The sequence below is a fragment of the Burkholderia sp. BCC1638 genome (assembly GCF_902833195.1).
GTDB lineage: Bacteria > Pseudomonadota > Gammaproteobacteria > Burkholderiales > Burkholderiaceae > Burkholderia > Burkholderia diffusa.
In genome coordinates this window covers 64,263-86,970 of the sequence record NZ_CADFEC010000026.1, presented here as the reverse complement: position 1 = coordinate 86,970, position 22,708 = coordinate 64,263, and the positions used below count along the sequence as shown (strand labels likewise).

Here is a 22,708-nt window from a genome sequence, read left to right as displayed (position 1 = left end):
CGTGCACCAGCATGCGCATGCGAGCGCGTGGGGCAGCGCATTGCCGACGTCGGACGCGAAGGGCTTCTGGGGCGCGTTCGGCTGTTCGTGCTGGGCGGTCTGACATGTCGACGACAACCGGTCGGTACAGCCCCGGGTGGATCCGGGTTCTGCTTGCGCAGCCGTGGGTCGGTCCATTGGTACGACTTGCACTCGTCTCCGCGTTTCTGATCGGCGGGATCAACAAGGCGATGCATTTCGACGAAGCGGTGGCCGAGCAGGCGCATTTCGGCCTGCAGCCGGCCGCGCTGTGGGCTGCGCTGGCGGTTGTGGTCGAGATCGGCGGTTCGCTCTGCGTGGTGTTTCGCCGCTTCACGTGGCTCGGCGCCGGCAGCCTCGGCATGCTGACGCTCGTCGCGATGGTCGTGGCGAACGATTTCTGGAACCACACGGGCGCGGCGCATTTCATGGCGCTCAACAGCTTCTTCGAGCACCTTGGGCTGATTGCCGCGCTGGTTCTCGTCACGATGCTCGGCGACGCCCGACGTGCGGAAGGAGACGGTCGCGCCTGAACGCCAGCGCGGCATGACGCATCAGGAAGGTCGTTCGATCATGGCGCCCGTTCGCGGCGCCATGACTTTCACTGAAGATCGCGCTCGGTTTCGTCGTCGCCCGACCCGGTGACCGGCGCGACGACGGTCCTGCTATTTCACCGGCGTGAGGACGGGGGCGCCCTTGTTCTTGATCAGGAACACGACGAATTTTGCCGGCTTCGTGTTGCTGGCGTTTCGTCCGACCGTATGCACGTCTTCCGGGCCTTCGTGGAACGTGTCGCCGGCATGAAGCGTGACCGTCTTGCCGCCGTTCAGGCCCATCACGATGCTGCCGTCGAGCACATAGACGAATGCGTGTGCGTCGTGGCGATGGATGGGGTCGACGCTGCCGGGTGGATAATCCACGACGATCATCTCGACTTCCTTGCCCGGATACTCGGGCAACGATTCCGTCGTCAGTTGCGTGACCTTGGCTTGCGGTGCCGCGACGACCGGCTGAACGGGCGTCAGTAGCGACAGCGCAAGCGGTGCAAGTGCAAGCACGATGCGTTTCATGGCGTTACTCCAGGTTGGCCTTGTCGAGCCCGAACATCTTGTCGAACGAACCGGGCACGATGTGGAACGCGACGTTCAGCCGGTTCCAGCAGTTGATCGCGCCCACGAGGACGGTGAGATCCGACAGTTCCTGCTCGGAATAATGGGCCCGCACGCGCTCGTAGAGATCGTCCGGCACGCCATGCGACGAGAGATGCGTCAGCGCCTCGGTCCATTCGAGCGCGGCGCGCTCGCGCGGCGAAAACAGCGGCGACTCGCGCCAGATCGCGACGTGATGCACGCGCAGTTCGCGCTCGCCGTGGATCTTCGCCATCTTGATGTGCATGTCGACGCAAAACGCGCAGCCGTTGAGCTGCGACGCGCGAATCTCGACGAGCTCGCGGACCGGAACCTCGATCGCCGTCTTCTGAAGCAGCCCGTCGAGTTCGACGAGTTTCCTGGTCAGTTCCGGCGATTGCTGAAAATAATTGATACGTTGCGTCATGATCCGTTCTCCTGATTGGTGGAAGCTGCACGAGTGGTCGTGAGCATGGCGATGCATCGCACGACCTGCCTGGCAACCATCGTAATCGCGGGTCCCGCGGGCCGGTAGAACCAGGAACGTGCGCACTCTGTTGCCGCTTCGGCACCAATCACGCCGACACGGCGACGACACTGCACATTCCCTGCCGTGCCATCTTCGAATAAGGACACAGGCGCTCCGTGTCGCGGACGAGTCGCTCCGCGACCTGCCGGTCCACGCCCGGCATGCGGATGGTGACGGTGGCGGTCAGCGCATAGCCGCCATCGACCGGATCGCGACCGAACGCCACTTCGACGGCGACGGTCGCTTCCCGGATGTCGATCCGATCGCGTTGAGCGATCAGGCTCAACGCGCCGTGAAAGCACGCGGCGTAGCCGGCGGCGAGAAGCTGTTCGGGGTTGGTTCCGCCGCCCGGCCCGCCGAGTTCGGTCGGCAATCGCAGATCGAGGGCGAGACAGCCGTCATCGGATCGTGCGACGCCCGATGCGCGGCCATGACCGGACTGGCCCCCGGAAACGGTGACCGTGGTCGTGTAGAGCGCGGCGAATTCTTGTCCGCGGTATTTGTCGAGCAGTGTCAACGGCGGAGGTTGCAACCTCTCGTTCTCCATATGCCTCCCGGTTGCTTGTATTGATCGACGCGAGTGTTTCGAGCCCTGCGTATCGGGGCGGCGCGTCGTTTCCCGAAGCGAATCGGCGCAATGGTGCAGCGCTTGCCTGCAGGCCGTTCCCCACGACCGCCATCCGAACGATGGCCCCAGCGCTCTTGCATGCTAGGCAAAGACGGGTCGTTGGACCAGATCGGTCAGGGATGCATGGTGTTGCCCGCTTCGCACCAATGCGGCGAGAGCGGCGGGTGTCGCTCGCGTCGAGCGTTGCACGACCGCGGGTGCAGCCGATTGGTGCCGATGAGGAACGGGTCAGTGTTCCGATGCGGGTCTACCTGCGCATGAGTGCGGATCCTAGTATGACGGCACGGCAATGCGGGCCGATGTTCGGCTTGCGCATGCAGGCAACCCATCGGTGACGCGACATGCGGCACACCTACGCAATCGGAGGCTTGCGATGGACACTTTGGATATCGATTGGCCGACGCTTTCGCACGGACCGATTCGTACGGAACCCGGCATCGACGCAGGCGCGCATCTCGTCAGCGAGCGCGATGGCTACGTGCATCACGGCATCTACGTCGGAGACGGACTGGTTGTTCACTATGGCGGCTTCGATCGTTCCGCGAGGCGGTGTCCGGTGGAATGCATCCCGTTGCGTCGCTTCGCGGCGAACCACGGCATCCATGTTCAGGCGGAACCGGACGCCGTCTATACCGGAGTCGCTGTCGTCGAGCGGGCCTGGTCGCGCGTCGGCGAGGACCGCTATCGGCTTCTGACGAACAACTGCGAGCACTTCTGCAGCTGGTGCGTGTGCGGTGTCGGTCACAGCGAGCAGGTGCGCCGCGGTTTGCTGAATCCATGGATCGGCATCCGGACATTGATCGCGCTCGTGAAGGCACGCGCGACGACCATGCTTTCGATCGCGTGGCGGAATGCATCGCGCGCGTTCAGGGCCGGCGTGCCGGTGATCGTCGCATCGGCGTTGTCGGCGTGCGCGAACTACGCCGGCATTCACGGCGATGCGGCGATCACCGATCCGCAGCATTACGCGACGCAACAGAGCCTGCCGTCCGAGCAAGGACATTGGCCGACCGCCGACTGGGCCGATCAGTTCGGTGACGGGCAACTGAAGTCTCTGATCGACGAGGCGCTCGAGAGCAGCCCGACACTCGATCAGGCGCGTGCACGCGTGGCAGCCGCGCAGGCTTACAGCGAATCCGCGCGGGCGGGGACGATGCCGCGCGTCGACGCCAGCTACGCGCTCACGCGTCAGCAGTTTTCTGGAACAGCGCTCGTGCCGCCGCCGTATGGTGGGTCATGGCAGACGGAGAACCGCGGCATCCTGGGCGCTTCGTACGAGCTCGACCTCTGGGGCAAGAAACGCGAGGCACTGCGCGCGTCGGTGTCCGGCCTGCAGGCGAGCCGCGCCGACGCGGAAGCGGTCAGGTTGACGCTTACGACGGCGATCGCACGCACCTATAACGAACTTGCACGCCTGTTCCTGTTGCATGACATCGCGCAACGGGAGATCGCCCAACGCGAGCAGATCGATCGCATCGCCGCGGGCCGAATCGCGACCGGGCTCGATACGCAGGTCGAGCGGGAGACCGCGCGCGCGAATCTCGCGACGAGCCGTGCGTTGCTGAAATCGCTCGACGGCCGGATCCTCGCGGCGCGCTACCAGATTGCCGCGCTGCTCGGCGCGGGTCCCGATCGCGGCCTGGGGATCGGGCGCCCGACGCTCGGCACTGGAAACGAGGTACGCGTGCCCGACAATCTGCCTGCGGATCTCGTGAGCCGGCGCCCCGACATCGTGGCTGCCCGGTGGCGTGTCGATGCGCTCGTGCACGGCGTGAAGGAAGCGAAGGCCGAGTTCTATCCGGACATCAACCTGAGCGCCGCGATCGGACTCGATGCGTTCGGCTTCGGCCGTTTCCTGACGGCGGCGAGCCGTACCGCGTCGGTCGGACCGGCCATTCACCTGCCGATCTTCGACGCCGGTGCACTTCGTGCGCAACTGAAGGGGCGCTACGCGGACTTCGATCTCGCCGTCGCGACCTATAACCAGGCGCTCGTCACCGCGCTGAGCGAAGTCGCGACGCAAGTCGCCGACGTGCGTTCGACGGACGCAGAGCTGATCGATGCGCAGACGGCGCAGCAGGCCGCGCTGAAGGCGGCCGCGCTGGCGCTCGCGCAGTACAAGGCCGGTCTCACGAATCAACTGACGGTGTTGAACGCCGACATCAACGCACTTTCCGCCGATCAGAGCGTCGCGAATCTGCGCATGGATCGCCGCGATCGTCAGATTGCGCTCGCGTCCGCTTTGGGCGGCGGCTTCGTCGACACGTCATTCGCGGGCGCAGGCACATCGGCACATGCCGATGTGCGCGTAGCGGCCGTGCCTGCTGTCGCCGCGCGCTGAGCGGCGATCCATCGAATCTGCCTGGAGAATTGAAATGAGCGAAATCGATCCGCCGGTACGCAAGCCGGCCGACGCCTCCCGCGTGAATCGTGATACGTCGCCGTCGGGCGGCGACGATGTCGCAAGCGAAGGCGCGACGCGCCGCCGTCGGCTTCTGCTGGCGCTGCTCGGCGTGACGGTCGTGGCGGCGTCGGTTGCGTATGGCGCGTACTACCTGACGTTCGCGCGTTACCACGAATCAACCGACGACGCATACGTCAGCGGCAATCTCGTGCAGTTGACGCCGCAGGTGGCGGGTACCGTCGTCGCCGTGAACGCCGACGATACGCAGATCGTGAAGGCGGGCGATCCTGTCGTCACGCTCGACGCCGCCGACGCCAAAGTCGCGCTCGGCAACGCCGAGGCGGCGCTGGGCCAGACCGTGCGCCAAGTGAGCAGTCTCTACGTGAACGACGATCTGTATGCCGCGAACATCGCCCAGAAGCAGTCCGATCTCGTGCGTGCCCAGGACGACCTGCGTCGTCGCGCGGCCGTCGCCGATACGGGGGCCGTGTCGGCCGAGGACATCGCGCACGCACGCGACACCGTGGCGGCCGCGCGTGCCGCGCTCGACGCTGCCCGTCAACAGGCGGCAGCCAACCGCGCATTGACCGACCGCACGACGATCGATCAGCACCCGAACGTGCAGGCGGCCGCGTCGAAGGTGCGCGACGCTTATCTCGCATACGCGCGCAACGTGCTGCCCGCGCCCGTCACGGGTTACGTCGCGAAGCGTTCGGTTCAGGTCGGCCAGCGCGTGTCGCCCGGCACGCCGTTGATGGCGATCGTGCCGCTCGACGGCGTGTGGGTCGACGCGAACTACAAGGAAAGCCAGTTGCGCAACATGCGCATCGGTCAACCCGTCACGCTGACGGCCGATGTGTACGGCGGAAAGGTCAGGTATCACGGCCGCGTGGTCGGCTTCTCGGCGGGCACGGGCAGCGCATTCGCGAGCCTGCCCGCGCAGAACGCGACGGGCAACTGGATCAAGATCGTTCAGCGCCTGCCCGCGCGCATCCAGCTCGACCCGAAGGAACTCGACGCGCATCCGCTGCGTATCGGACTGTCGATGGACGTCGATGTGGATACGCGCGACGACACGGGCCCGCAGCTCGGCGCGGCGACGAACACGTCGTATCGCACGGACGTGTTTGCCGAATATGGCGCACAGGCGGATGCCGAGATCGAGAAGATCATCGCGCGCAACGTCGTGATCGGACGTGCGGGGGCGACGGCGCGTGTCGGCGAGCCGACGGCTTCCGCCACGCGTGATGCAAAGGACCCGCGCGACACGACGCGGCGCGCGAGTTGAACCGTCGGCCGGGATACGCATGGCAGTCGCGTTCCGGTCGATTCAATCATCCGACTGGCCGGAACGATGCGCCGGCGCGGTCGACCTTCGGAGTATGAGCAAAATGAATTCCTCGACTCAACCTGCGCCGCCGCCGCTCACGGGTGGAAAGCTGGTGCTGGCGACGCTTGCCGTCGCGCTCGCGACGTTCATGAACGTGCTCGATTCGTCGATTGCCAACGTGGCGATTCCGACCATCTCCGGAAACCTCGGCGTGTCCGTCGACGAAGGCACGTGGGTGATCACGCTGTTCTCGGCGGCCAATGCCGTTGCGATTCCGCTGACCGGATGGCTCACGCAGCGCGTCGGGCAGATCAGGTTGTTCGTGGCGGCGATCGTGCTGTTCGTTCTGTCGTCGTGGCTATGCGGCATCGCGCCGAACCTGCTCGTGTTGCTCGCCGCGCGCGTGTTGCAGGGCGCCGTCGCGGGGCCGCTGATTCCGCTTTCGCAGGCGATCCTGCTGGGCTCGTATCCGAAGGAGAAAAGCTCGACCGCGCTCGCGCTCTGGTCGATGACCGCGACGGTCGGCCCGATCGCCGGTCCCGCGCTCGGCGGCTGGATCACCGACAGCTACAGTTGGTCGTGGATCTTCTACATCAACATTCCGGTCGGCCTGTTCGCGGCCGGCGTGACGTGGATGATCTATCGCGACCGCGAGACGCAGGTGCGCAAGCTGCCCATCGACAAGGTCGGCCTGATGTCGCTGGTCGTATGGGTCGCGACGCTGCAGATCATGCTCGACAAAGGCAAGGATCTCGACTGGTTCAGCTCGCCCGTGATCTGCTCGCTCGCCGTGATCGCCGCCGTCAGCTTCGTGTTCTTCCTGATCTGGGAGCTCACCGAGCGGAACCCGATCGTCGACGTTCGCCTGTTCGCGGTGCGCAATTTCCGCGGCGGCACGATCGCGATCTCGGTCGCGTACGCGGTGTTCTTCTCGAACCTCGTGATCCTGCCGCAATGGATTCAGGGTTATCTCGGCTATCGATCGGTGGACGCCGGGCTCGTGACGGCACCGCTCGGGATCTTCGCCGTGCTGATGGCACCGTTGATGGCGAAGATCATGCCGAAGTCCGATGCGCGGGTGCTCGCGACGCTGGCCTTCGTCGGCTTTGCGGGCGTGTTCTTCATGCGCTCGCATTACACGACGGGCGTCGACCCGTATACGCTGGTGCTGCCGACCCTGCTACAAGGCATTCCGATGGCGCTCTTCTTCACGCCGCTGACCGCGATCATTCTGTCGGGCCTCGCGCCCGACCGGATTCCGGCGGCCGCCGGGCTGTCGAACTTCGTGCGCGTGTTCGCGGGCGGCGTCGGCACCTCGCTGATCGCGACGGGATGGAATGACCGGACGATCCTGCATCACGCGCGGCTCGCCGAGCAATCGAGCGTGAACAACCCCGCTTACACGAGTGCCGTCGCGCAGCTCCAGGCGACCCTCGGCGGCGGTGTCGACCAGGCTGCGGCGTTTTTCGAACGCACGCTGAATGCACAGGCCGCGATGCTCGCGCTGAACGACATCTTCTGGTTGTCGTCGATCATCTTCATCGTCATCATTCCGCTGGTCTGGCTCACCCGGCCGGGCAAGGGCGGGGGCGCCGGGATCGCGGCAGGCGGTCACTGAACGAGGCCGCCGGAATCGCGCGGCGACGATCGCTCGGTTGCCGCCGCACCGGGATGCGCCAAATCCGTGTGGATCAATGTCGGCATGGTGTCCGTCAAAATGATGGACACCATGCAGTCGCGTTCTGCGGATCGGTCGGGTCGTTGCAGGAAGCGGCCGTGCCTTGCGTCAAACGCTTCGTCAAACTGATCAAGCCGTTCGGGGCCAACCAGTGCCTCTATCGTCACGGAAATGCGTTTGATGGCGTACCAAGCCTGCCGACGTCGAACTTCCGTTACGCCGATCTCACTGACCGTGTCGGGGAAAGTGCCCGCCAGGCGCGCAGCGGCGGAACGGACGCTTTACCCGTTACATGAACGACAGCGCGTCATGCCCTCAGGTTCGAGACAAGTGATGCAGTCGGCGCATGGCGCAACTGTCGCCGAGTGCGTCGTGTCAGGTCCGCCGAGGATGTGACCGGGAAGAAGAGGAGCGAGGCGCGCGATGTCGATGTCCGGCACTCGCTGCGCGAGCCGATGGAGGCGTCATTGAGGTGTTGACCGTCGCAAATCGAATCGGCGGCCCGACAGGCCGCCGACGGTGCGATACCCCGCTGCCCGGGAATCCGGGCGCGCCACTGCGTCAATACGTGAAGGCTTTCCGTTCTTCCGGGCCGATCGCCGTGTCGTTCATCGCGACCATCGGCACCACGTCGAAGCCCGCGATGCGCCATGCATCGATACCGCCGGTGAGCGGCAACGCGAGCTTGACGCCGGACAGCCGCAGCTGCCTGGCCACCGACACGGCAGATGTTTCGTGCGGGCACGCGCAATAGATGACGAGTGTCCGGTTCGTGCCGTAACGTTCCATGATCTGGCGGGGCTTGCGTTCATCGCCGATCACCGCGCCCGGAATGACGAACGGATCGAGCATTCTTCGTTCGGCGGAACGGATATCGATCACGGCCGGTCGCGGATTGTTCGCGAGCAGCGCATGCAGTTCCGCGGCGCTGATCCGCGCTTTACCGAGTGCGCTTGCCAGCATGCGCCGGCGGCAATATCCGTACACGAAATACAGTGGCGGTGCGATGCCGATCACGATGAGCACATGCCAGCCGAGACGGGCGACGAGCGCGAAGAACGCGTCGATCTGCGACGCGAACAGCGTGCCGACGGCCAGTCCGATCGATGCCCACAGCGCGATGCCGACGCAATCGTGCAAGACAAAGGCGCGCAACCTGACGGCCATCGCGCCGCAAAGCGGAACGGCCACGAGCGACAGGCCGGGTACGAACCGCGCGACCACGAGCACGCGAACGCCCCAGCGGCCGAAAAAGCGCTCGGTCGTCCGAACGCACGCGTCGCGCGACGGCGTCAGTTTGCAGACGGTGTGAAGCGTGCGCTTGCCGTAGCGCTTTCCGCCCTGGTACCAGATCAGGTCGCCAAGCAGGCCGCCAACCACGGCGGCGGCCAGTATCGTCGAGAAATGCAGCAGCGCCGACGACGCGACATGGGTCACGAGCGCGATACCCGCGCCCACCGTGATCAAGGTCGGAATGGCAGGCAGCGGCAGGCCGAGCGACGACCCGAGCACGTTCAGGAATACGACCAACGTGCCGTACCGCGCGATCATTTCATGCGACATCATGGTGCTCTCCTTGAGACGAGCGCACGCGCGATCTCGACGATCGGTCATGGCTCCGACGGAAGCGGTCCTGCAAGCGCGGTACCGCGAGTCGGGAGCGGCACCGGCGGGGCGCCGGTCACGCGTCGCCGGCCCGCGGCCGACCGCCTGGCTCACCCGCGGCTGGCGTCGATACGGGTTACCCGACGACGGACGATTCCTTCTCCGGTGGCAGTGGTTCCACGGGAGAGGCATGCTTGCCGAGGCTGCCGGCTTCGTCGACGTCGTGCCGATAGCGGTGCACGTCCCGCGTGACGAAGCCGGTTTCCCGGCTCGGAATCTCGAACCACTCCGGGTGTCCGAACGAACGGCGAATGTCCTCGAGACCGCTCGCCCAATGCTCGCGCATCGTGTCCTTGCTGAACTCGTAGTCCTTGTAGTGCCCCTCGAACGCCTTGTTCTTGTAGATCAGGTGCACCACGTTCACGGCGCTGCCGTCCGCCGTCTTCTGCGCTTCCCGCAGCAGCGGGTGGGCAAGCCGCACGTGTTCGGGAATATGTTCGAGCAGCGCCTTGATCATCTGCGCATGCTTCTGGTTCTGCGACATGAACGCCGTGATCGCGCGCGTGCGGCTCGAATACTGAATGTCCTTGGTGCGTTCGCTGACATCGAGGAAGTCGCCCGGCAACTTGCCGCGCGAGCTCCACAGATCGAGCTGGAAGACGAGCGTGTCCTTGTGCTGGCTTTCGCGGATGATCTCGGTGAGCGGCGTATTGGAAACGAGGCCGCCGTCCCAGTAGAACTCGCCATCGATTTCGACGGCCGGAAAACCCGGCGGCAGCGCGCCGGACGCGATGAAATGTTCCGGCGCGAGGCGCATTTTCGTATTGTCGAAATAGACGAGATTGCCCGTTCGCACGTTGACCGCGCCGACGGATACGCGAATGTTCCCGTCGTTGATGCGGTCGAAATTGGCGTACCGCAGGAGCGTTTCGCGCAACGCCGACGTGTCGTAATAGCTGACCTGGTCGGGACGCTTCCCGCCGAACCCGGCGAAAGGCACGTGCATGCGCGGCGAGAAGAATCCCTCCTGGCCTTCCATCAGCGTGCGCGTGGCGGCCCATGCGCTCGACCACCGTCGCCCCACGTCGGCCAGCCCGGGCCATGCCGACATGCACGCGCCGACGTGAGCGAGCGGATCGCCCGGCTGACTGATGGTGTTCCAGAAGCCGCGGAGCGCGTCCGTGCGGTCCGCCGGCGCGTTGCCGGCGATGATCGCCGTATTCAGCGCACCGATCGATACGCCGGCGATCCGCGTCGGCTCCACGCCGACTTCGGCCATGCCTTCATATACGCCGGCCTGATATGAGCCGAGTGCACCGCCACCCTGCAGCACGAGCCCGATTTCGTCATACGCGGGCAGCTTGATGCGGTGGGGCTGCTTCAGCTTGTTACGCTGGCTCGAATACATGGTGCCCTCCTTATTGCATGAACCAGCCGTGGCTGACGACGATCGATTGTCCGGTGAGCGCGTTCGACTCGAAGCCGGCCAGGAACGCAACCGTGTGCGCGACATCGGCGGCCGACGTGAATTCGCCGTCGACGGTCTCCCGTAACATCACGTCCCTGACGACCTGCTGTTCGGAGATGCCCAGCGCCTTCGCCTGCTCGGGAATCTGCTTGTCGACCAGCGGCGTCCTGACGAAGCCCGGGCACACGACATTGGCGCGTACGCCGCGCGGCCCACCTTCCTTCGCGACGACGCGCGCAAGCCCGAGCAACCCGTGCTTCGCGGTCACGTAGGCGGACTTCAGCGGCGAGGCTTCGTGCGAATGCACCGAGCACATGTAGATCACCGTGCCGCCCTTGTTCGACGCGTACATGTGCCCGATGGCGGCACGCGTCGTCAGGAATGCCCCGTCCAGGTGAATGGCCAGCATCTTCTTCCAGTCGGAAAATGCGTAGTCCTCGATCCGGTTGACGATCTGGATGCCCGCGTTCGACACGAGCACGTCGATGCCGCCCAGCCGGTTCACCGTTTCGGCCATGCCGGCTTCGACGGCTTCCTCGCTGGTGACGTCCATCGCGATCGCCAATGCCTTGCCGCCGGCCGCGACGATATCGTCCGCAACCTTGCGGGCGGCCGCGAGGTTCAGATCGGCGATCACGACGGTCGCGCCGTCCGCCGCAAGCTTGCGTGCGCACAGGTCGCCGATACCGCTTGCCGCGCCCGTCACGAGCGCGATCTTGTCATTCAGTGCCATACGTCCTCCTGATGTTTACTGGTTGACCGCGAGCTTCAGCGACGCGGCGGGGGCGAGGTAGTCGTGGGCCACTTCGCCGATATCGAGCGTGAGATGCGCGATGACGTGGCGCGCGCCGATCACCTTGCGAACCGGCAGGTCGGCAACCGACGCGAGCGCATGCGGATGCAGTTCGAGCGCGGCGGGTCCCTCCCATGCGCCGATCACGTCGACATCGCGCAGGAAGAATCGCACCAGCTCGCAGATGCGCGCGGAGCCGTCGACGTGCGGAATGACCTTGAGCAGATAGTTGGGCGTGTCGGCGAGCTTGCGGCGCTCGGCTTCCGTGTCGAGTGCGCGGTACTTGTAACCCATCGTTCCTGTGGCGATGCGCTGCGTGCCGTAGTCGAGCGTGCCGAGCAGCGTGTCCTTGCCGTCGACGTAGAGCCGCGGCGACGCCAGTTTCTTGGGAAATCCCCAGATTTCCCGTCCGGCGGCGATCGGGCCTTCGTCGTCGAGGTACATCGCATGCGTGAAATTGGCGCGAGCGCCGTCCTCGTCCAGAACGGAGATCACCTGGCCGCTTTCGGTGTAGTCACCGAATCCCGACGAATCAGGCATCCGAATGAACTCGTAGTGGACGACGGCCTGGTCGACCGTCAGCGGTTCCGGGACGACGGCCCGGAGGGTGTCCATGTCCGTCTCGTACGAGATGATGAAGTACTCCCGATTGACGAAGCGGAAGGGCGGACGCGGATACGCCGGGTTGTGCACGGGCATCGTAAACGCTTTGTTGCGGATATCTTCTTCTGTCACGGATCGTTCCTCGGTTGGTGAGGTGCCGGGTCACACCATGGCAACAGCCCTGGCTGCGCGGCCAATGACGCGCGACGACGCAACGCGGCGCAGACGGCCGCGCGGGTCGCACGTTGCTCTTGCGGTGTCGTGTCCGTTTCCCGGAAGGGAGCGGACATGCATGCACGGCCACCGTCAGCGCCAAGCGTAGGTGATGTGCTCGTGCGGCAGTAGCGTCGCGAAGGACCTCATCATGTTGTCTCGGCGACAACAATCGACGAACGGAGGGTGGCGCGACAAGAGGCGCCTGACGCGTTACAACGCGATGATCGTGCGGCTCGACGGGTCGCGCGCGTGTTCTCCGAGCATCGCTTTCAGATCGCGTTCGATCGTGCTGCACAGCGTTGAAATGGGCACGTCGTTGGCGCCGCCTTCGAACGGGTTCTCGGTGCTTTCGCCAACCTGCTCGAGCGAGGTGTACATCCAGGAAACGGCGACGCTGCACGGCACGACCAGCCAGACCATGTTGCCGTGCATGAAACCGCTCACGCTGTCGTTCAACCGGTTGAATTCGTTCAGAAGGCCGAACGGAAGTGACAGGCAGAAGAACCGGACGAACAGGGCGCTGACGGTCGCGTACTGACGCGGGTAGGGAAAGTTCTTGAAGCGTTCCGATCTTGCCTGAAGATCGATGAAGTCGCCGACGGTCTTCTGAAGCTCCATGTAGAAGTTCGAATTCAGATGGCCGGCCATGTGAAGCGTCCTGAGCGAAGTGCCCTGCAGGCTCAGCACGAACGTCGCGATGCAAGGCGACGAGAGCGCCTGCTCCGTTTCGGTAGAGGAGAGGTACTTCGGCAACAATTCCCTGATGTCCTTTTCCCATTCCGGAACGCGATAGAACCGGCGGTACTCCGCGTTGTAGCGTTTGCTCGTGCTTTCCCAGACGCGCGGGCGACGCAGGTCATAGCGCAGCGCGGTCAGCCACGCCAGGTGGCGATCGACGAGTTTTCGGGCGATCTCGTCATCGGTGACGAAGTCGCGGGCGAGTTGGCCCCAGCGACGGCTCTTGCTCAGGATATCGGTCCAGATTTCCAGCGCGTCCATCGCGCGGTTGTAGGTTTGAACGTTCTTGAAGCCGACGATGAACGAGGTCGCGGTGCCGAGCAGAACCACGATCGTCAGGGGGATCGACAGCCACGTAACGGAGAAGAACTTGTACAGGACAACCGGAACCGAACCGAAAATAAGCAGCTCGTAAATTTTCCAGCGCGTCCAGATCAGGAACTCCGACAGTTTGTACGATTTCCCCATGTGCATTTTATTTGCCTCATCGTTGATTCAGGTGGGTGACGAAGACGGCGTTCGAGTCGCGTGCGATCGTTCGCCGACATCATGCCTGCGATCGATCCGTGCGGCGTGCGATGGATTGGTGCCGAAGCGGCAACATCGTGAGCACGACTGCGGATCTACTGCGCAATGCCGTGTCGACCTAGGATGAATTCGCGCGGCGAGTTGCCGCCATCGACATCAACCGAGGGCAATGATCATGTCGCAGAAGATCCTGATAGTGGGTGCCGGTTTCGCCGGCGTGTGGGGCGCGCTGGGTGCGGCGCGCGTGCTGGATGGTGCCGGCGTGACGGGCGGCGACGTTGAGATCACGTTGATCTCCCCGAAACCGGAACTGCAGATCCGGCCGCGGCTGTACGAAAGCGAGCCGCAGCGGATGGCCGCGCCGCTGTTGCCGCTGCTCGATGCGGTCGGCGTGAGGTTTCTCGAAGGCAGCGTCGAGGAGATTACCGTCCGCGAGAAGACGGTCAGTGTCGCGTGCGGCAACGGCCAGCGACGTCTGCTCGCGTATGACAGGCTGTTGTTGACGAGCGGCAGCAGGTTGAGCAAACCGCCGGTGCCGGGGCTCGCGGAACACGCGTTCTCGGTCGATCGCATCGAGGACGCCGTCGCGCTCGACGAACACTTCGCGGCGCTGGCGAAACTGCCGGAATCGCCGGCACGCAATACGGTCGCGGTAGTCGGCTGCGGCTTTACGGGCATCGAGGTCGCCACCGAGTTGCCGAAGCGCTTGCGCGATTGGTTCGGCCCGCAGACGACGGGGCGTGTCGTCGTGATCGGCGCGCAGGACGACATCGGTCCCGATCTCGGCCCCAATCCTCGACCGTATGTCGCCGAAGCCTTCGCGTCGCTGGGCGTCGAGGCCGTGCTCGGATCGCGCGTCGTGTCGGTCGCGGCCGACGGCGTTCGTACCGCGTCGGGCACGCACATCGAGGCCATGACCGTAATCTGGGCGGGCGGAATGCAGGCGAGCCCGCTGACGTCGCAGGTCTCCTCGCATCTGGACCCGCTCGGGCGCGTCGAAGTCGCACCGGATCTTCGCGTGGCGGAAGCGCCGCACGTATTCGTCGCGGGAGACGTGGCGCGCGCGCGCAGCGACGATGAAGGGCACTATGCGCTGATGTCGTGCCAGCACGCGATCGTGATGGGGCAATTCGGCGGGCACAACGTCGCGGCGGATCTGATCGGCGTGCCGACGCTGGAATATCGGCAGCCGTTCTATGCGACATGCGTCGACCTGGGCGACTGGGGTGCCGTGTACTCGGAAGGCTGGGATCGGCAGATCAAACTGACGCGTGCCGAAGGAAAGGCGCGCAAGCAGATGATCAACACGCAATGGATCTATCCGCCGGCACCGAATCGGACCGCGGCGCTGGCGGCCGGTAACCCGCAGGCATCGTTCGATTGACCGGTTGCCCCCGCGCGTATCGCGAGATGCGCGGCGGGGGGCGGCGCGCCGTTCCGGCAACGGACGACACGCTGCCGCGGCACGACGAGCGCCAGGTCAGTCGACGACGGTCACGATATTGACGGTGCCTTGCCGGGCCATCTTCGCGTACGGGCACAAGCGTTCCGCGGTTCGAACCATTTCTTCCGCGAGGTTTCGATCGACGCCCGGCATCCGTACCCGGACGTCGACGAGCAACGCATAGCCGCCATCCATGGGATCGCGGCCGAACGAAACCTGCACCTCCACAGTGGTGTCGGGCGTTTCCATATCGGCGCGTTTCTCGAGCAGATTGAGCGCGCCGTGGAAGCACGCGGCGAAGCCTGCCGCGAACAACTGCTCCGGATTGGTCCCGTTGCCGGGCCCGCCAAACTCGGTGGGCAGGCGCAAGTCGACGGCGAGATTTCCGTCATCCGAGCGGACCACGCCGGATGCGCGGCCATGGCCCGTCTCGCCGCCGGACACGGTGACGGTCGTGGTGTAAAGCGGTCGAAAATCCCGGCCTCGGTACCTGTCGAGGAGGGAAAGCGGCGGGGCTTGCAGCTTCTTGTCATCCATGATGCGTGCTCGAATTCAGCGACACGCTCCGACCCTCGGTCATTCGGGCGTCGAAACGTCTTGCGAAGGGGCTGGGCTGCGTATTCAGGGAATGACGGGCGCGGCGGATTGTCTGAGGAATGCGGCAATCTTCCGGTGCAGCCCGGTTCCCGGTTCGTCTACGGGAGAAAGACGCTTCCATGCTAGAGGCGCGCACAGGATGGCGGTACGGCCGTTCCGGGCGATTGTATGTTTCCCGTTGGACACCAATCCGGAACGTGCCGTGAATTTCAACGAGGCGCCCGGCGGCAGCGGTTGCCGGCACGCATGGTCGCACGCGATTGGTGCACGCCGCGCGTCAGCGGCCCAGGCACGCGCGCAGCGTTTGGGCGTGACGTTGTGCTTCGTCCGCGTCGGCGATGTTCGCGAACCCGATGATGAGGCCGCGCGGCGTTTGCTGCGTGTGGCTGTTCGTATACCAGATCGACAGCGGCAGGACCGCGAGCCCGGCTTCGCGGGCGCGCGCGGCGACGGCGACGTCGTCGACCGGCCCGTCGGGCCCCGCCGTGAACCGCACTGCGAACTGGATGCCGCCCGGCGGCAACTCGACGATCAGCCGCTCGCCGAATGCCTGCCGTAATGCGTGCACGATCAGCGTGCGGCGCTCGCCGTACAGCGTGCGCATGCGCTTCAGGTGCCGGGCGAAGTGGCCCTGCTCGATGAAATCGGCCAGGGCTGCCTGCAGGAGCGCCGGCGAGCCGGCGTTCATGCTGCAGGCCACGCGTTCGACGCGCTCCACCGCACGCTCCGGCACGACCGCGTACGCGAGCCGCAAGCCGGGATACATCGCCTTGCTGAAGGTACTGCAATAGATCACGTGATCGCGCCGGTCGAGACTCTTCAGCGCCTGCAGCGGGCGGCCCAGATAGCGGAACTCGCTGTCGTAGTCGTCCTCGACGATCCACCCCGACGTCTTTTCGGCCCAGTCCAGCAGGGCGACGCGGCGGGACAGCGACAGCGTATGCCCGAGCGGGCTCTGATGCGACGGCGTCACGAGCGCGAAGCGCGCGTGCGCGTCCAGTTGCAGGCCGCGCCCGACGTCGATTCCCTCGGCATCCACCGGCACCGGGACGAGCTGCACGCCGGTCTCGGACAGGAAGCTGCGTGCGAGCAGATAGCCGGGGTCCTCGAACCACACGCGATCGTTCGGACGCGCGAGGCTGCGCAGCACGAGTTCCAGCGTGGCGCGGTAGCCGCTGGTGATGAACACCTGTTCCGGCACGCAGGTGACGCCGCGCGACAGCCCCAGATAGGTGGCGATGTGCTCGCGCAGCGGCCGGTAACCGGCCGGATTCGGGTAGCCCAGCAGCGCGCGATCGCCGCTGCGCGCGCGGAGCGACACGAGGCGGTGCCAGACCTTGCGCGGAAAGGCGTCGAGGGCGGGGACCCCGGGCTGCAACGGGCGCGGCTCGCCGCTCATCGCGACGGCGATCGGTTGCGCGCGCCGTGGAAGCGGGTTGTCGCGCGACGTGCCCGGCGCTTGAAGCACGCCGGCGTTGTTCACGTGCGCTGCCGATTCATCGTCATGCGCGGGCGTTGCCCGCGGCAGCGATTTCGGCAGCGACGGCGAGACGAACGTGCCTGCCGCGCCGCGCATTTGCAGATATCCCTCGTCGACCAGGATCGTGTATGCCTGTTCGACGGTGCCGCGCGCCGTGTTCAGTTGCGTCGCCAGACCGCGCAGCGCCGGCACGCGATCGCCGGGACGCAGGTGGCCCGCGGCGATCGCGGTTCTGAACCGCTCGCAGATCTGCAGGTAGATCGGCAATTGATGCTGCCGGTCGATTTCGATGGTCAGTGTGGAGGGTTGCGCAGACATGAAGGCCTCGTGGGTGACGGAACAGGCACGGCATGGACCAGTCCGATCGACGATTCTTGGCACTGCTGGATAGGACATGATTCTTCCACAATTGCGCCACGCGATGCGACGGTCATCACCGCCTTTCACCGGATCCGGTACTCGTCATGTCCCCCTCGCATTCACATGAAATCCATTCGTCAGGAGATTTTGCGATGAAGATCGTTGTCATCGGCGGTTCGGGCCTGATCGGCTCGCGTGTCGTCACGCTGCTCGAGGAAGCGGGCCACCAGGCGCTGGCTGCATCGCCGCGCACGGGCGTCAATACCATCACGGGCGAGGGCTTGACCGACGCGTTGACGGACGCGGACGTCGTCGTGGACGTGGCGAACGCACCGTCATGGGAACCGCAGGCGGTGCTGGACTTCTTCCGCACATCGGCGCGTAATCTCGGCAAGGCCGAAGTGGCTGCAGGCGTGCGCCATCACGTCGCGCTGTCGATCGTCGGCTGCGACCGGATGCCGGAGAACGGCTATTTCGCGGCCAAGGTGGCGCAGGAGCAGGCGATCGAGGCGGCGGGCGTGCCGTACACGATCGTGCGCGCGACGCAATTCATGGAATTCATCGGCGGCATCGCGGATTTCGGCACCGAAGACGGCACCGTGCACATCGGCGACGGACTGTTCCAGCCGATCGCCGCAGAAGACGTGTCGGCACTCGTCGCGCAGGCCGCGCTCGCCGGGCCGCAGAACGGCACGATCGAGATCGCGGGCCCGGATCGTGCGCCGTTCGCGGAGATCGTCGCGCGCTACCTGAAGTCGGTCGGCGATACGCGCGCGGTGGTGACCGATCGCGACGCCCGTTACTACGGCGGCCGCGTCGAGGAAACGTCGCTGGTGCCGCTCGGGGCCGCGCGGCTCGGCCGCATCGGTCTCGACCAGTGGCTGGCAAGACGCTGATTCACGTTCGCATGTATGCGGTACGCCGGCGCAGGCCGGCGACGAATCAGTCCGTTTGAGCAGCATTGTCTGGGGGCAGCGGAAATGAATCATTCGGAACCATCGGAACACGACGCGCGTCGCGACCTGGCCAGTCGCGCCGATGCACTGTCGGCGAGCTTCGGCGCGAGCTATGCAGGCATCCTTGCATTCGTCGCCGTGGCGAGCGAGGGGAGTTTCACCAAGGCTGCGGAACTGCTCGGCGTCGGGCGGCCGGCCGTGAGCCGGAACGTCCAGAAGCTGGAGGCGCAGTTGAGCACGCGGCTGTTCCAGCGGACCACGCGCACGACCGAGCTGACGTGCGAGGGCCGGCGCTTCTTCGAGAATTGCCATCAGGGCGTGGCGCAGATCGTCGAAGCCATGAACGACATGCTGGAATTGCGGCAGGGGCCGCCGCGCGGCCTCATCCGCATCAGCTCGGCAGTGGGATTCGGCAGGAAGATCGTGGCGCCGCTCCTGGAAAAGTTCGCGCACGCGTATCCGGACATCATCATCGATCTGCTGCTCGACGACCGGCCCGTCGATCTGGTGTCCGAACGGATCGACGTGTCGTTCCGGAACGGACGCATCGAGGACTCCAGCATCATCGCCCGGCAATTGATTCCGATGCAGATGGCGCTGTGCGCGGCGCCGTCGTATGTGGCGAAGCACGGCCTTCCGCAGAGCGTCGACGACCTCGACAGGCACGAGTGCATCAATTTCCGGTTTGCGAGCGGGCGCCTGTTCGAATGGGAGTTCAACGTGGACGGCCGCGTGCAGAAGTACCTGCCGGCGTCGCGCCTCACCTTCAACGATGCGGATCTGGTGTTGCGTTCGGTGCTGAACGGATCGGGCATCGCGCAGTTGGCGGGCTACCAGATTCGCGACCATCTCGCGTCGAACGAACTCGTCGTCGCGCTGGCGAAGCATGTGCCGGAGGATCGCGGCCACTACATCTGCTATCTGAGCCGGCAGCACCTTCCGACGCGCATCCGGATCTTCGTCGACTTCATGACCGAGCAGATTCGCGCGCTCGATCTGAACTGCATGACGCGGTTCAATCCGGAAGTGCCGCTGTTGGCGTCGGCCGCGTCGCCGGGGCTGGCGGCTTGATGCAACGCCACGCGCGTTCGTCGGCGATCCAGTCGCCGAACAGCTGGATCTTCTGTTGTTGCTCGGTCCCGCCCGGATACACGAAGTAATAGCCCATCCCCGTCGGCAACGAGATGTCGAACGGCATCACGAGCCGGTGCGCCACCACGCTCTCGTCCACCAGCGTCCTGTCGCCGATCGCGATGCCGTAACCGTCGATCGCCGCGTGTGTCGCGAGATCCAGCGTCTCGAAGCTCAACCCGCGAGTCGAGTCGACGTACGGCGCGCCCGCATGGTCGAGCCACCGTTTCCAGTCGCGGTGATCGCGCGTCGGATGCAGCAGCGTATGACGGGCCAGGTCGTCGAGGCTCGCGATCGGCTGCCGGTCCAGCAGGCTCGGGGCACAGACCGGCGTGAGCCGCTCCTCGAACAACGGGATCGCGTGCATGTCGGGACCGGCGCCGGGGGCGTAGATCACCGCGGCGTCGAACGGTTCCATGCGGAAATCGACGTGATGCTCCCAGGTGGTCGTGATCTGCACCTGGAGTTCGGGATGCTCGGCCTGGAACCGCATGATTCGCGGCAGCATCCACTGCATCATGCAGGTCGGCACCTTCAGCGCGAGCTCGGTGCGCCTGCGCAAAAGGCGCATCGATACTTCCTCGATGCGCGCGAAACTCTCGCGTACCGTCGGCAACAGGAGTTCGCCCTCGGCCGTCAGCGTCAGCCCCTTGGGCGTGCGCTTGAACAGCGGAAACTGATAGAAGCTTTCGAGCGCGAGGATTTGCCGGCTTACGGCGCCCTGGGTCAGGCACAGGTGCCCGGCGGCGCGCGTGAAGCTGCCGTGACGGGCGACGACGTCGAAGACCTGCAGCGCATTGAGGGAGGGAAGTCGTTTCATCGGGAGAATCGGCGTGGAACGGGCGGCGACGCGGTATCGCTCAGTGCAGGATTTTCGCGAGGAAGTCCTTCGCGCGATCCGACTTCGGATTCGAGAAGAAATCGTCCTTGCGGTCGTCCTCGACGATCGCGCCCTTGTCCATGAAGATCACGCGATGGGCGACCTTCTTCGCGAAGCCCATTTCGTGCGTGACGACCATCATCGTCATGCCTTCCTGCGCGAGCTCGACCATCACGTCGAGCACTTCGTTGATCATTTCCGGATCGAGCGCGGACGTCGGTTCGTCGAACAGCATCGCGATCGGGTCCATCGACAGTGCGCGCGCGATCGCGACCCGCTGCTGCTGGCCGCCCGACAACTGGCCCGGAAACTTGTGCGCATGCGCCTTCAGGCCGACGCGATCGAGCAGCTTCATGCCCTTCTCGGTCGCATCGTCCTTGCCGCGGCCGAGTACCTTGATCTGCGCGAGCGTCAGGTTCTCGGTGATCGACAGATGCGGAAACAGCTCGAAATGCTGGAACACCATCCCGACCTTCGAGCGCAGCTTCGACAGGTTCGTCTTCCTGTCGCCGACCGACTGGTCGTTCACGAGGATTTCGCCCTGCTGGAACGGCTCGAGGCCGTTCACGGTCTTGATCAGCGTCGACTTGCCCGAGCCCGACGGGCCGCACACTACGACCACCTCGCCTTTCTTCACCTCGGTCGTGCAATCGGCGAGGACCTGAAACTGGCCGTACCACTTCGAAACGTTGCTGATGGAAATCATGAAAGTACCTGCATCGAATTGAGGCGCGCACGGCGCCGGTTCAGCGCGCCTTCGCGATGCGATGGCGCTGCTCGAGCGCGCGGGCATACCACGTCAGCGGGAAGCACATGGCGAAGTAGAGCAGCGCGACCATCGCGTAGATCGGAAACGGCTTGAATACCGCGTTGGTGATGATGTTGCCGGTCTTGGTCAGTTCGGTCAGCCCGATGATCGACGTGAGCGCGGTGCTCTTCACCGCCTGCACGAGGAAACCGACCGTCGGCGCAAGCGCGATCTTCCACGCCTGCGGCCACACCACGTAGCGCAGCCGCTGCACCCATGTCATGCCGAGGCTCGCCGCCGCGTGCCACTGGCCGTGCGGCACCGCGTCGACGCAGCCGCGCCAGATGTCGGCCAGATAGGCGCTTGCGTTCAGCGTCAGCACGACCGACGCAGCGACCCAGGGTGTCACGTCAATGCCGACGAGCGGCAATCCGAAGAAGCCGAGGAACAGTTGCATCAGCAACGGCGTGCCCTGAAACAGCTCGACGTACAGGATCACGAAGCGTCGCAGCGCCGGCATGGGCGAGATGCGCATCGCCAGAAGCGCGAACCCGGCGACGCTGCCGCCGCCGAACGTAATCAGCGACAGCAACACGGTCCAGCGCGCGGCGAGCAGCAGGTTCCATGCAATATCCTGGAAAGTGAATTCGATCATCGCGCACGTTCCGTCGGCAGGTGGGTATCAGGGGAGCGGGCGCGCCACGCGAGGCGGGCAACCCGGGTGCGGCGCGGCGCGGCGGCCGCGCCGTGCGGCGCGCGGCCGGAGAACAGCCGTCGGCCGACGCGATTGAGCAGCATGCGCAGCGCGATCGACAGCAGCAGATAGATCGCGGTCACGACGATGTAGATCTCGAACGCGCGGAAATTGCGCGACTGGATGAAGTTGGCCGCGTAGGTCAGGTCGGGCACCGAGATCTGCGACACCACAGCCGAACCGAGCATCACGATCAGTACCTGCCCGAGCAGCGCGGGGTACACGTTCGCGAGCGCCTGCGGCAGCACGACGTGGCCGAACACCTGCCGGCCGTGCAGCCCGAGCGCACGCGCGGCCTGCACTTGCCCGTGCGGCACCGATTCGATCCCGGCGCGCAGGATCTCGACCGCATAGGCGCCGAGGTTGATCGTCATCGCGAGCACGGCCGCCTGCGCTTCGTCGATGTGTACACCGATCCCGGGCAGCCCGAAGAAGATGAAGAACAACTGGACCAGGAACGGCGTATTGCGGATCAGCTCGACGTAGGACGCGACGAGCGCGCGCGCCCAGCGCGGGCCGGCGAGCGCGGCCCACGCGCCGGCGGTGCCGATCAGGCCGCCCAGCACGGTCGCGGCCGCGGTCAGGCCAAGCGTCACGCCGATGCCGCGCGCGAGCATGTCGGCGTAGAGGCCGAAATCGCTGAAGTCGAACACGTAAGTCATCGCGATGCCTTTGGTCGGGAATGCGGGGCGG

General features: G+C 65.3%; 21 protein-coding genes. 7 read left to right on the top strand and 14 right to left on the bottom strand.

Features of this window, described 5'->3' with window-relative positions; all coding sequences use genetic code 11:
• Nucleotides 1-104 precede the first annotated feature (104 nt).
• Nucleotides 105-551 carry a DoxX family protein gene (locus HWX22_RS24845; RefSeq protein WP_059701045.1) on the top strand — a complete coding sequence of 149 codons (447 nt, stop codon included), beginning with the start codon at nucleotides 105-107 and terminating at the stop codon, nucleotides 549-551.
• 132 nt (nucleotides 552-683) lie between these two features.
• On the opposite strand, the gene HWX22_RS24840 is transcribed toward HWX22_RS24845, so the two are convergent.
• From HWX22_RS24840 to HWX22_RS24830, 3 genes are all read right to left on the bottom strand, one after another.
• A complete protein-coding gene (locus HWX22_RS24840; protein ID WP_175910300.1) occupies nucleotides 684-1,088 on the bottom strand; it encodes a cupin domain-containing protein in 405 nt (134 codons plus the stop codon).
• 4 nt (nucleotides 1,089-1,092) lie between these two features.
• Nucleotides 1,093-1,572, bottom strand: a complete 480-nt coding sequence (locus HWX22_RS24835; protein WP_175910298.1) for a carboxymuconolactone decarboxylase family protein — start codon at nucleotides 1,570-1,572, stop codon at nucleotides 1,093-1,095.
• Nucleotides 1,573-1,720: 148 nt separating this feature from the next.
• A complete protein-coding gene (locus HWX22_RS24830; protein WP_175910296.1) occupies nucleotides 1,721-2,221 on the bottom strand; it encodes an Ohr family peroxiredoxin in 501 nt (166 codons plus the stop codon).
• A 454-nt stretch (nucleotides 2,222-2,675) separates the two neighbouring features.
• On the opposite strand from HWX22_RS24830, the gene HWX22_RS24825 reads away from it, so the two are divergent.
• The 3 genes from HWX22_RS24825 to HWX22_RS24815 all read left to right on the top strand — a co-directional run bounded on the left by HWX22_RS24825 (nucleotide 2,676) and on the right by HWX22_RS24815 (nucleotide 7,654).
• Complete coding sequence (locus tag HWX22_RS24825; protein WP_175910294.1) at nucleotides 2,676-4,643, top strand: efflux transporter outer membrane subunit; 1,968 nt, start codon at nucleotides 2,676-2,678, stop codon at nucleotides 4,641-4,643.
• Nucleotides 4,644-4,677: 34 nt separating this feature from the next.
• The gene (locus HWX22_RS24820; RefSeq protein WP_175910292.1) at nucleotides 4,678-5,994 is read left to right on the top strand and encodes an HlyD family efflux transporter periplasmic adaptor subunit; all 1,317 of its coding nucleotides are present in this window, start codon (nucleotides 4,678-4,680) and stop codon (nucleotides 5,992-5,994) included.
• Between the two features lie 103 nt (nucleotides 5,995-6,097).
• The gene (locus HWX22_RS24815) at nucleotides 6,098-7,654 is read left to right on the top strand and encodes a DHA2 family efflux MFS transporter permease subunit (protein WP_175910290.1); all 1,557 of its coding nucleotides are present in this window, start codon (nucleotides 6,098-6,100) and stop codon (nucleotides 7,652-7,654) included.
• A 621-nt stretch (nucleotides 7,655-8,275) separates the two neighbouring features.
• On the opposite strand, the gene HWX22_RS24805 is transcribed toward HWX22_RS24815, so the two are convergent.
• The 5 genes from HWX22_RS24805 to HWX22_RS24785 all read right to left on the bottom strand — a co-directional run bounded on the left by HWX22_RS24805 (nucleotide 8,276) and on the right by HWX22_RS24785 (nucleotide 13,611).
• A complete protein-coding gene (locus tag HWX22_RS24805; RefSeq protein ID WP_175910286.1) occupies nucleotides 8,276-9,280 on the bottom strand; it encodes a VTT domain-containing protein in 1,005 nt (334 codons plus the stop codon).
• 175 nt (nucleotides 9,281-9,455) lie between these two features.
• Nucleotides 9,456-10,727, bottom strand: coding sequence for a patatin-like phospholipase family protein (locus tag HWX22_RS24800; RefSeq protein WP_244135281.1), 1,272 nt, complete (start codon nucleotides 10,725-10,727; stop codon nucleotides 9,456-9,458).
• 10 nt (nucleotides 10,728-10,737) lie between these two features.
• Nucleotides 10,738-11,520 carry a 3-hydroxybutyrate dehydrogenase gene (locus HWX22_RS24795; protein WP_175916580.1) on the bottom strand — a complete coding sequence of 261 codons (783 nt, stop codon included), beginning with the start codon at nucleotides 11,518-11,520 and terminating at the stop codon, nucleotides 10,738-10,740.
• A 15-nt stretch (nucleotides 11,521-11,535) separates the two neighbouring features.
• Nucleotides 11,536-12,315, bottom strand: coding sequence for an acetoacetate decarboxylase (locus tag HWX22_RS24790; protein WP_175916579.1), 780 nt, complete (start codon nucleotides 12,313-12,315; stop codon nucleotides 11,536-11,538).
• Nucleotides 12,316-12,609: 294 nt separating this feature from the next.
• The gene (locus HWX22_RS24785; RefSeq protein WP_175910280.1) at nucleotides 12,610-13,611 is read right to left on the bottom strand and encodes a bestrophin family ion channel; all 1,002 of its coding nucleotides are present in this window, start codon (nucleotides 13,609-13,611) and stop codon (nucleotides 12,610-12,612) included.
• A 229-nt stretch (nucleotides 13,612-13,840) separates the two neighbouring features.
• On the opposite strand from HWX22_RS24785, the gene HWX22_RS24780 reads away from it, so the two are divergent.
• Nucleotides 13,841-15,049: an NAD(P)/FAD-dependent oxidoreductase gene (locus HWX22_RS24780; protein WP_175916578.1), complete on the top strand. Its 1,209-nt coding sequence runs from the start codon at nucleotides 13,841-13,843 to the stop codon at nucleotides 15,047-15,049.
• Nucleotides 15,050-15,145: 96 nt separating this feature from the next.
• Here the strand turns inward: HWX22_RS24780 and HWX22_RS24775 are convergent, their stop codons facing one another.
• Nucleotides 15,146-15,646: an Ohr family peroxiredoxin gene (locus HWX22_RS24775; protein ID WP_175916577.1), complete on the bottom strand. Its 501-nt coding sequence runs from the start codon at nucleotides 15,644-15,646 to the stop codon at nucleotides 15,146-15,148.
• A gap of 337 nt (nucleotides 15,647-15,983) precedes the next feature.
• Entirely contained in the window at nucleotides 15,984-17,504 is a 1,521-nt protein-coding gene (locus tag HWX22_RS24770; RefSeq protein WP_175910276.1) for a PLP-dependent aminotransferase family protein, read from the bottom strand.
• A 194-nt stretch (nucleotides 17,505-17,698) separates the two neighbouring features.
• On the opposite strand from HWX22_RS24770, the gene HWX22_RS24765 reads away from it, so the two are divergent.
• On the top strand, nucleotides 17,699-18,442 hold the full coding sequence (locus tag HWX22_RS24765) for an SDR family oxidoreductase (RefSeq protein WP_175910275.1): 744 nt from the start codon (nucleotides 17,699-17,701) through the stop codon (nucleotides 18,440-18,442).
• Between the two features lie 84 nt (nucleotides 18,443-18,526).
• Nucleotides 18,527-19,573 carry a LysR family transcriptional regulator gene (locus HWX22_RS24760; RefSeq protein WP_175916576.1) on the top strand — a complete coding sequence of 349 codons (1,047 nt, stop codon included), beginning with the start codon at nucleotides 18,527-18,529 and terminating at the stop codon, nucleotides 19,571-19,573.
• Here HWX22_RS24760 and HWX22_RS24755 read toward each other — a convergent pair.
• The 4 genes from HWX22_RS24755 to HWX22_RS24740 are packed head-to-tail and all read right to left on the bottom strand — an operon-like array spanning nucleotide 19,518 to nucleotide 22,677.
• Nucleotides 19,518-20,453: a LysR substrate-binding domain-containing protein gene (locus HWX22_RS24755; protein WP_244135280.1), complete on the bottom strand. Its 936-nt coding sequence runs from the start codon at nucleotides 20,451-20,453 to the stop codon at nucleotides 19,518-19,520. The genes HWX22_RS24760 and HWX22_RS24755 overlap by 56 nt on opposite strands.
• 40 nt (nucleotides 20,454-20,493) lie before the next feature.
• Nucleotides 20,494-21,219, bottom strand: a complete 726-nt coding sequence (locus tag HWX22_RS24750; protein WP_175910273.1) for an amino acid ABC transporter ATP-binding protein — start codon at nucleotides 21,217-21,219, stop codon at nucleotides 20,494-20,496.
• Nucleotides 21,220-21,259: 40 nt separating this feature from the next.
• Nucleotides 21,260-21,916: an amino acid ABC transporter permease gene (locus tag HWX22_RS24745; protein ID WP_175910272.1), complete on the bottom strand. Its 657-nt coding sequence runs from the start codon at nucleotides 21,914-21,916 to the stop codon at nucleotides 21,260-21,262.
• Nucleotides 21,913-22,677 carry an amino acid ABC transporter permease gene (locus HWX22_RS24740; protein WP_175910271.1) on the bottom strand — a complete coding sequence of 255 codons (765 nt, stop codon included), beginning with the start codon at nucleotides 22,675-22,677 and terminating at the stop codon, nucleotides 21,913-21,915. Before HWX22_RS24740 ends, HWX22_RS24745 begins: the two co-directional genes overlap by 4 nt.
• Between the last annotated feature and the right edge of the window lie 31 nt (nucleotides 22,678-22,708).

What these genes read in the sequence shown, in the direction of transcription:
- HWX22_RS24755 (WP_244135280.1), bottom strand. Translation starts at nt 20,453, where the DNA reads ATGAAACGACTTCCCTCCCTCAATGCGCTGCAGGTCTTCGACGTCGTC.
- HWX22_RS24830 (WP_175910296.1), bottom strand. Translation starts at nt 2,221, where the DNA reads ATGGAGAACGAGAGGTTGCAACCTCCGCCGTTGACACTGCTCGACAAA.
- HWX22_RS24845 (WP_059701045.1), top strand. Translation starts at nt 105, where the DNA reads ATGTCGACGACAACCGGTCGGTACAGCCCCGGGTGGATCCGGGTTCTG.
- HWX22_RS24750 (WP_175910273.1), bottom strand. Translation starts at nt 21,219, where the DNA reads ATGATTTCCATCAGCAACGTTTCGAAGTGGTACGGCCAGTTTCAGGTC.
- HWX22_RS24740 (WP_175910271.1), bottom strand. Translation starts at nt 22,677, where the DNA reads ATGACTTACGTGTTCGACTTCAGCGATTTCGGCCTCTACGCCGACATG.
- HWX22_RS24795 (WP_175916580.1), bottom strand. Translation starts at nt 11,520, where the DNA reads ATGGCACTGAATGACAAGATCGCGCTCGTGACGGGCGCGGCAAGCGGT.
- HWX22_RS24805 (WP_175910286.1), bottom strand. Translation starts at nt 9,280, where the DNA reads ATGATGTCGCATGAAATGATCGCGCGGTACGGCACGTTGGTCGTATTC.
- HWX22_RS24745 (WP_175910272.1), bottom strand. Translation starts at nt 21,916, where the DNA reads ATGATCGAATTCACTTTCCAGGATATTGCATGGAACCTGCTGCTCGCC.
- HWX22_RS24770 (WP_175910276.1), bottom strand. Translation starts at nt 17,504, where the DNA reads ATGTCTGCGCAACCCTCCACACTGACCATCGAAATCGACCGGCAGCAT.
- HWX22_RS24835 (WP_175910298.1), bottom strand. Translation starts at nt 1,572, where the DNA reads ATGACGCAACGTATCAATTATTTTCAGCAATCGCCGGAACTGACCAGG.
- HWX22_RS24815 (WP_175910290.1), top strand. Translation starts at nt 6,098, where the DNA reads ATGAATTCCTCGACTCAACCTGCGCCGCCGCCGCTCACGGGTGGAAAG.
- HWX22_RS24820 (WP_175910292.1), top strand. Translation starts at nt 4,678, where the DNA reads ATGAGCGAAATCGATCCGCCGGTACGCAAGCCGGCCGACGCCTCCCGC.
- HWX22_RS24760 (WP_175916576.1), top strand. Translation starts at nt 18,527, where the DNA reads ATGAATCATTCGGAACCATCGGAACACGACGCGCGTCGCGACCTGGCC.
- HWX22_RS24780 (WP_175916578.1), top strand. Translation starts at nt 13,841, where the DNA reads ATGTCGCAGAAGATCCTGATAGTGGGTGCCGGTTTCGCCGGCGTGTGG.
- HWX22_RS24825 (WP_175910294.1), top strand. Translation starts at nt 2,676, where the DNA reads ATGGACACTTTGGATATCGATTGGCCGACGCTTTCGCACGGACCGATT.
- HWX22_RS24765 (WP_175910275.1), top strand. Translation starts at nt 17,699, where the DNA reads ATGAAGATCGTTGTCATCGGCGGTTCGGGCCTGATCGGCTCGCGTGTC.
- HWX22_RS24775 (WP_175916577.1), bottom strand. Translation starts at nt 15,646, where the DNA reads ATGGATGACAAGAAGCTGCAAGCCCCGCCGCTTTCCCTCCTCGACAGG.
- HWX22_RS24800 (WP_244135281.1), bottom strand. Translation starts at nt 10,727, where the DNA reads ATGTATTCGAGCCAGCGTAACAAGCTGAAGCAGCCCCACCGCATCAAG.
- HWX22_RS24840 (WP_175910300.1), bottom strand. Translation starts at nt 1,088, where the DNA reads ATGAAACGCATCGTGCTTGCACTTGCACCGCTTGCGCTGTCGCTACTG.
- HWX22_RS24785 (WP_175910280.1), bottom strand. Translation starts at nt 13,611, where the DNA reads ATGCACATGGGGAAATCGTACAAACTGTCGGAGTTCCTGATCTGGACG.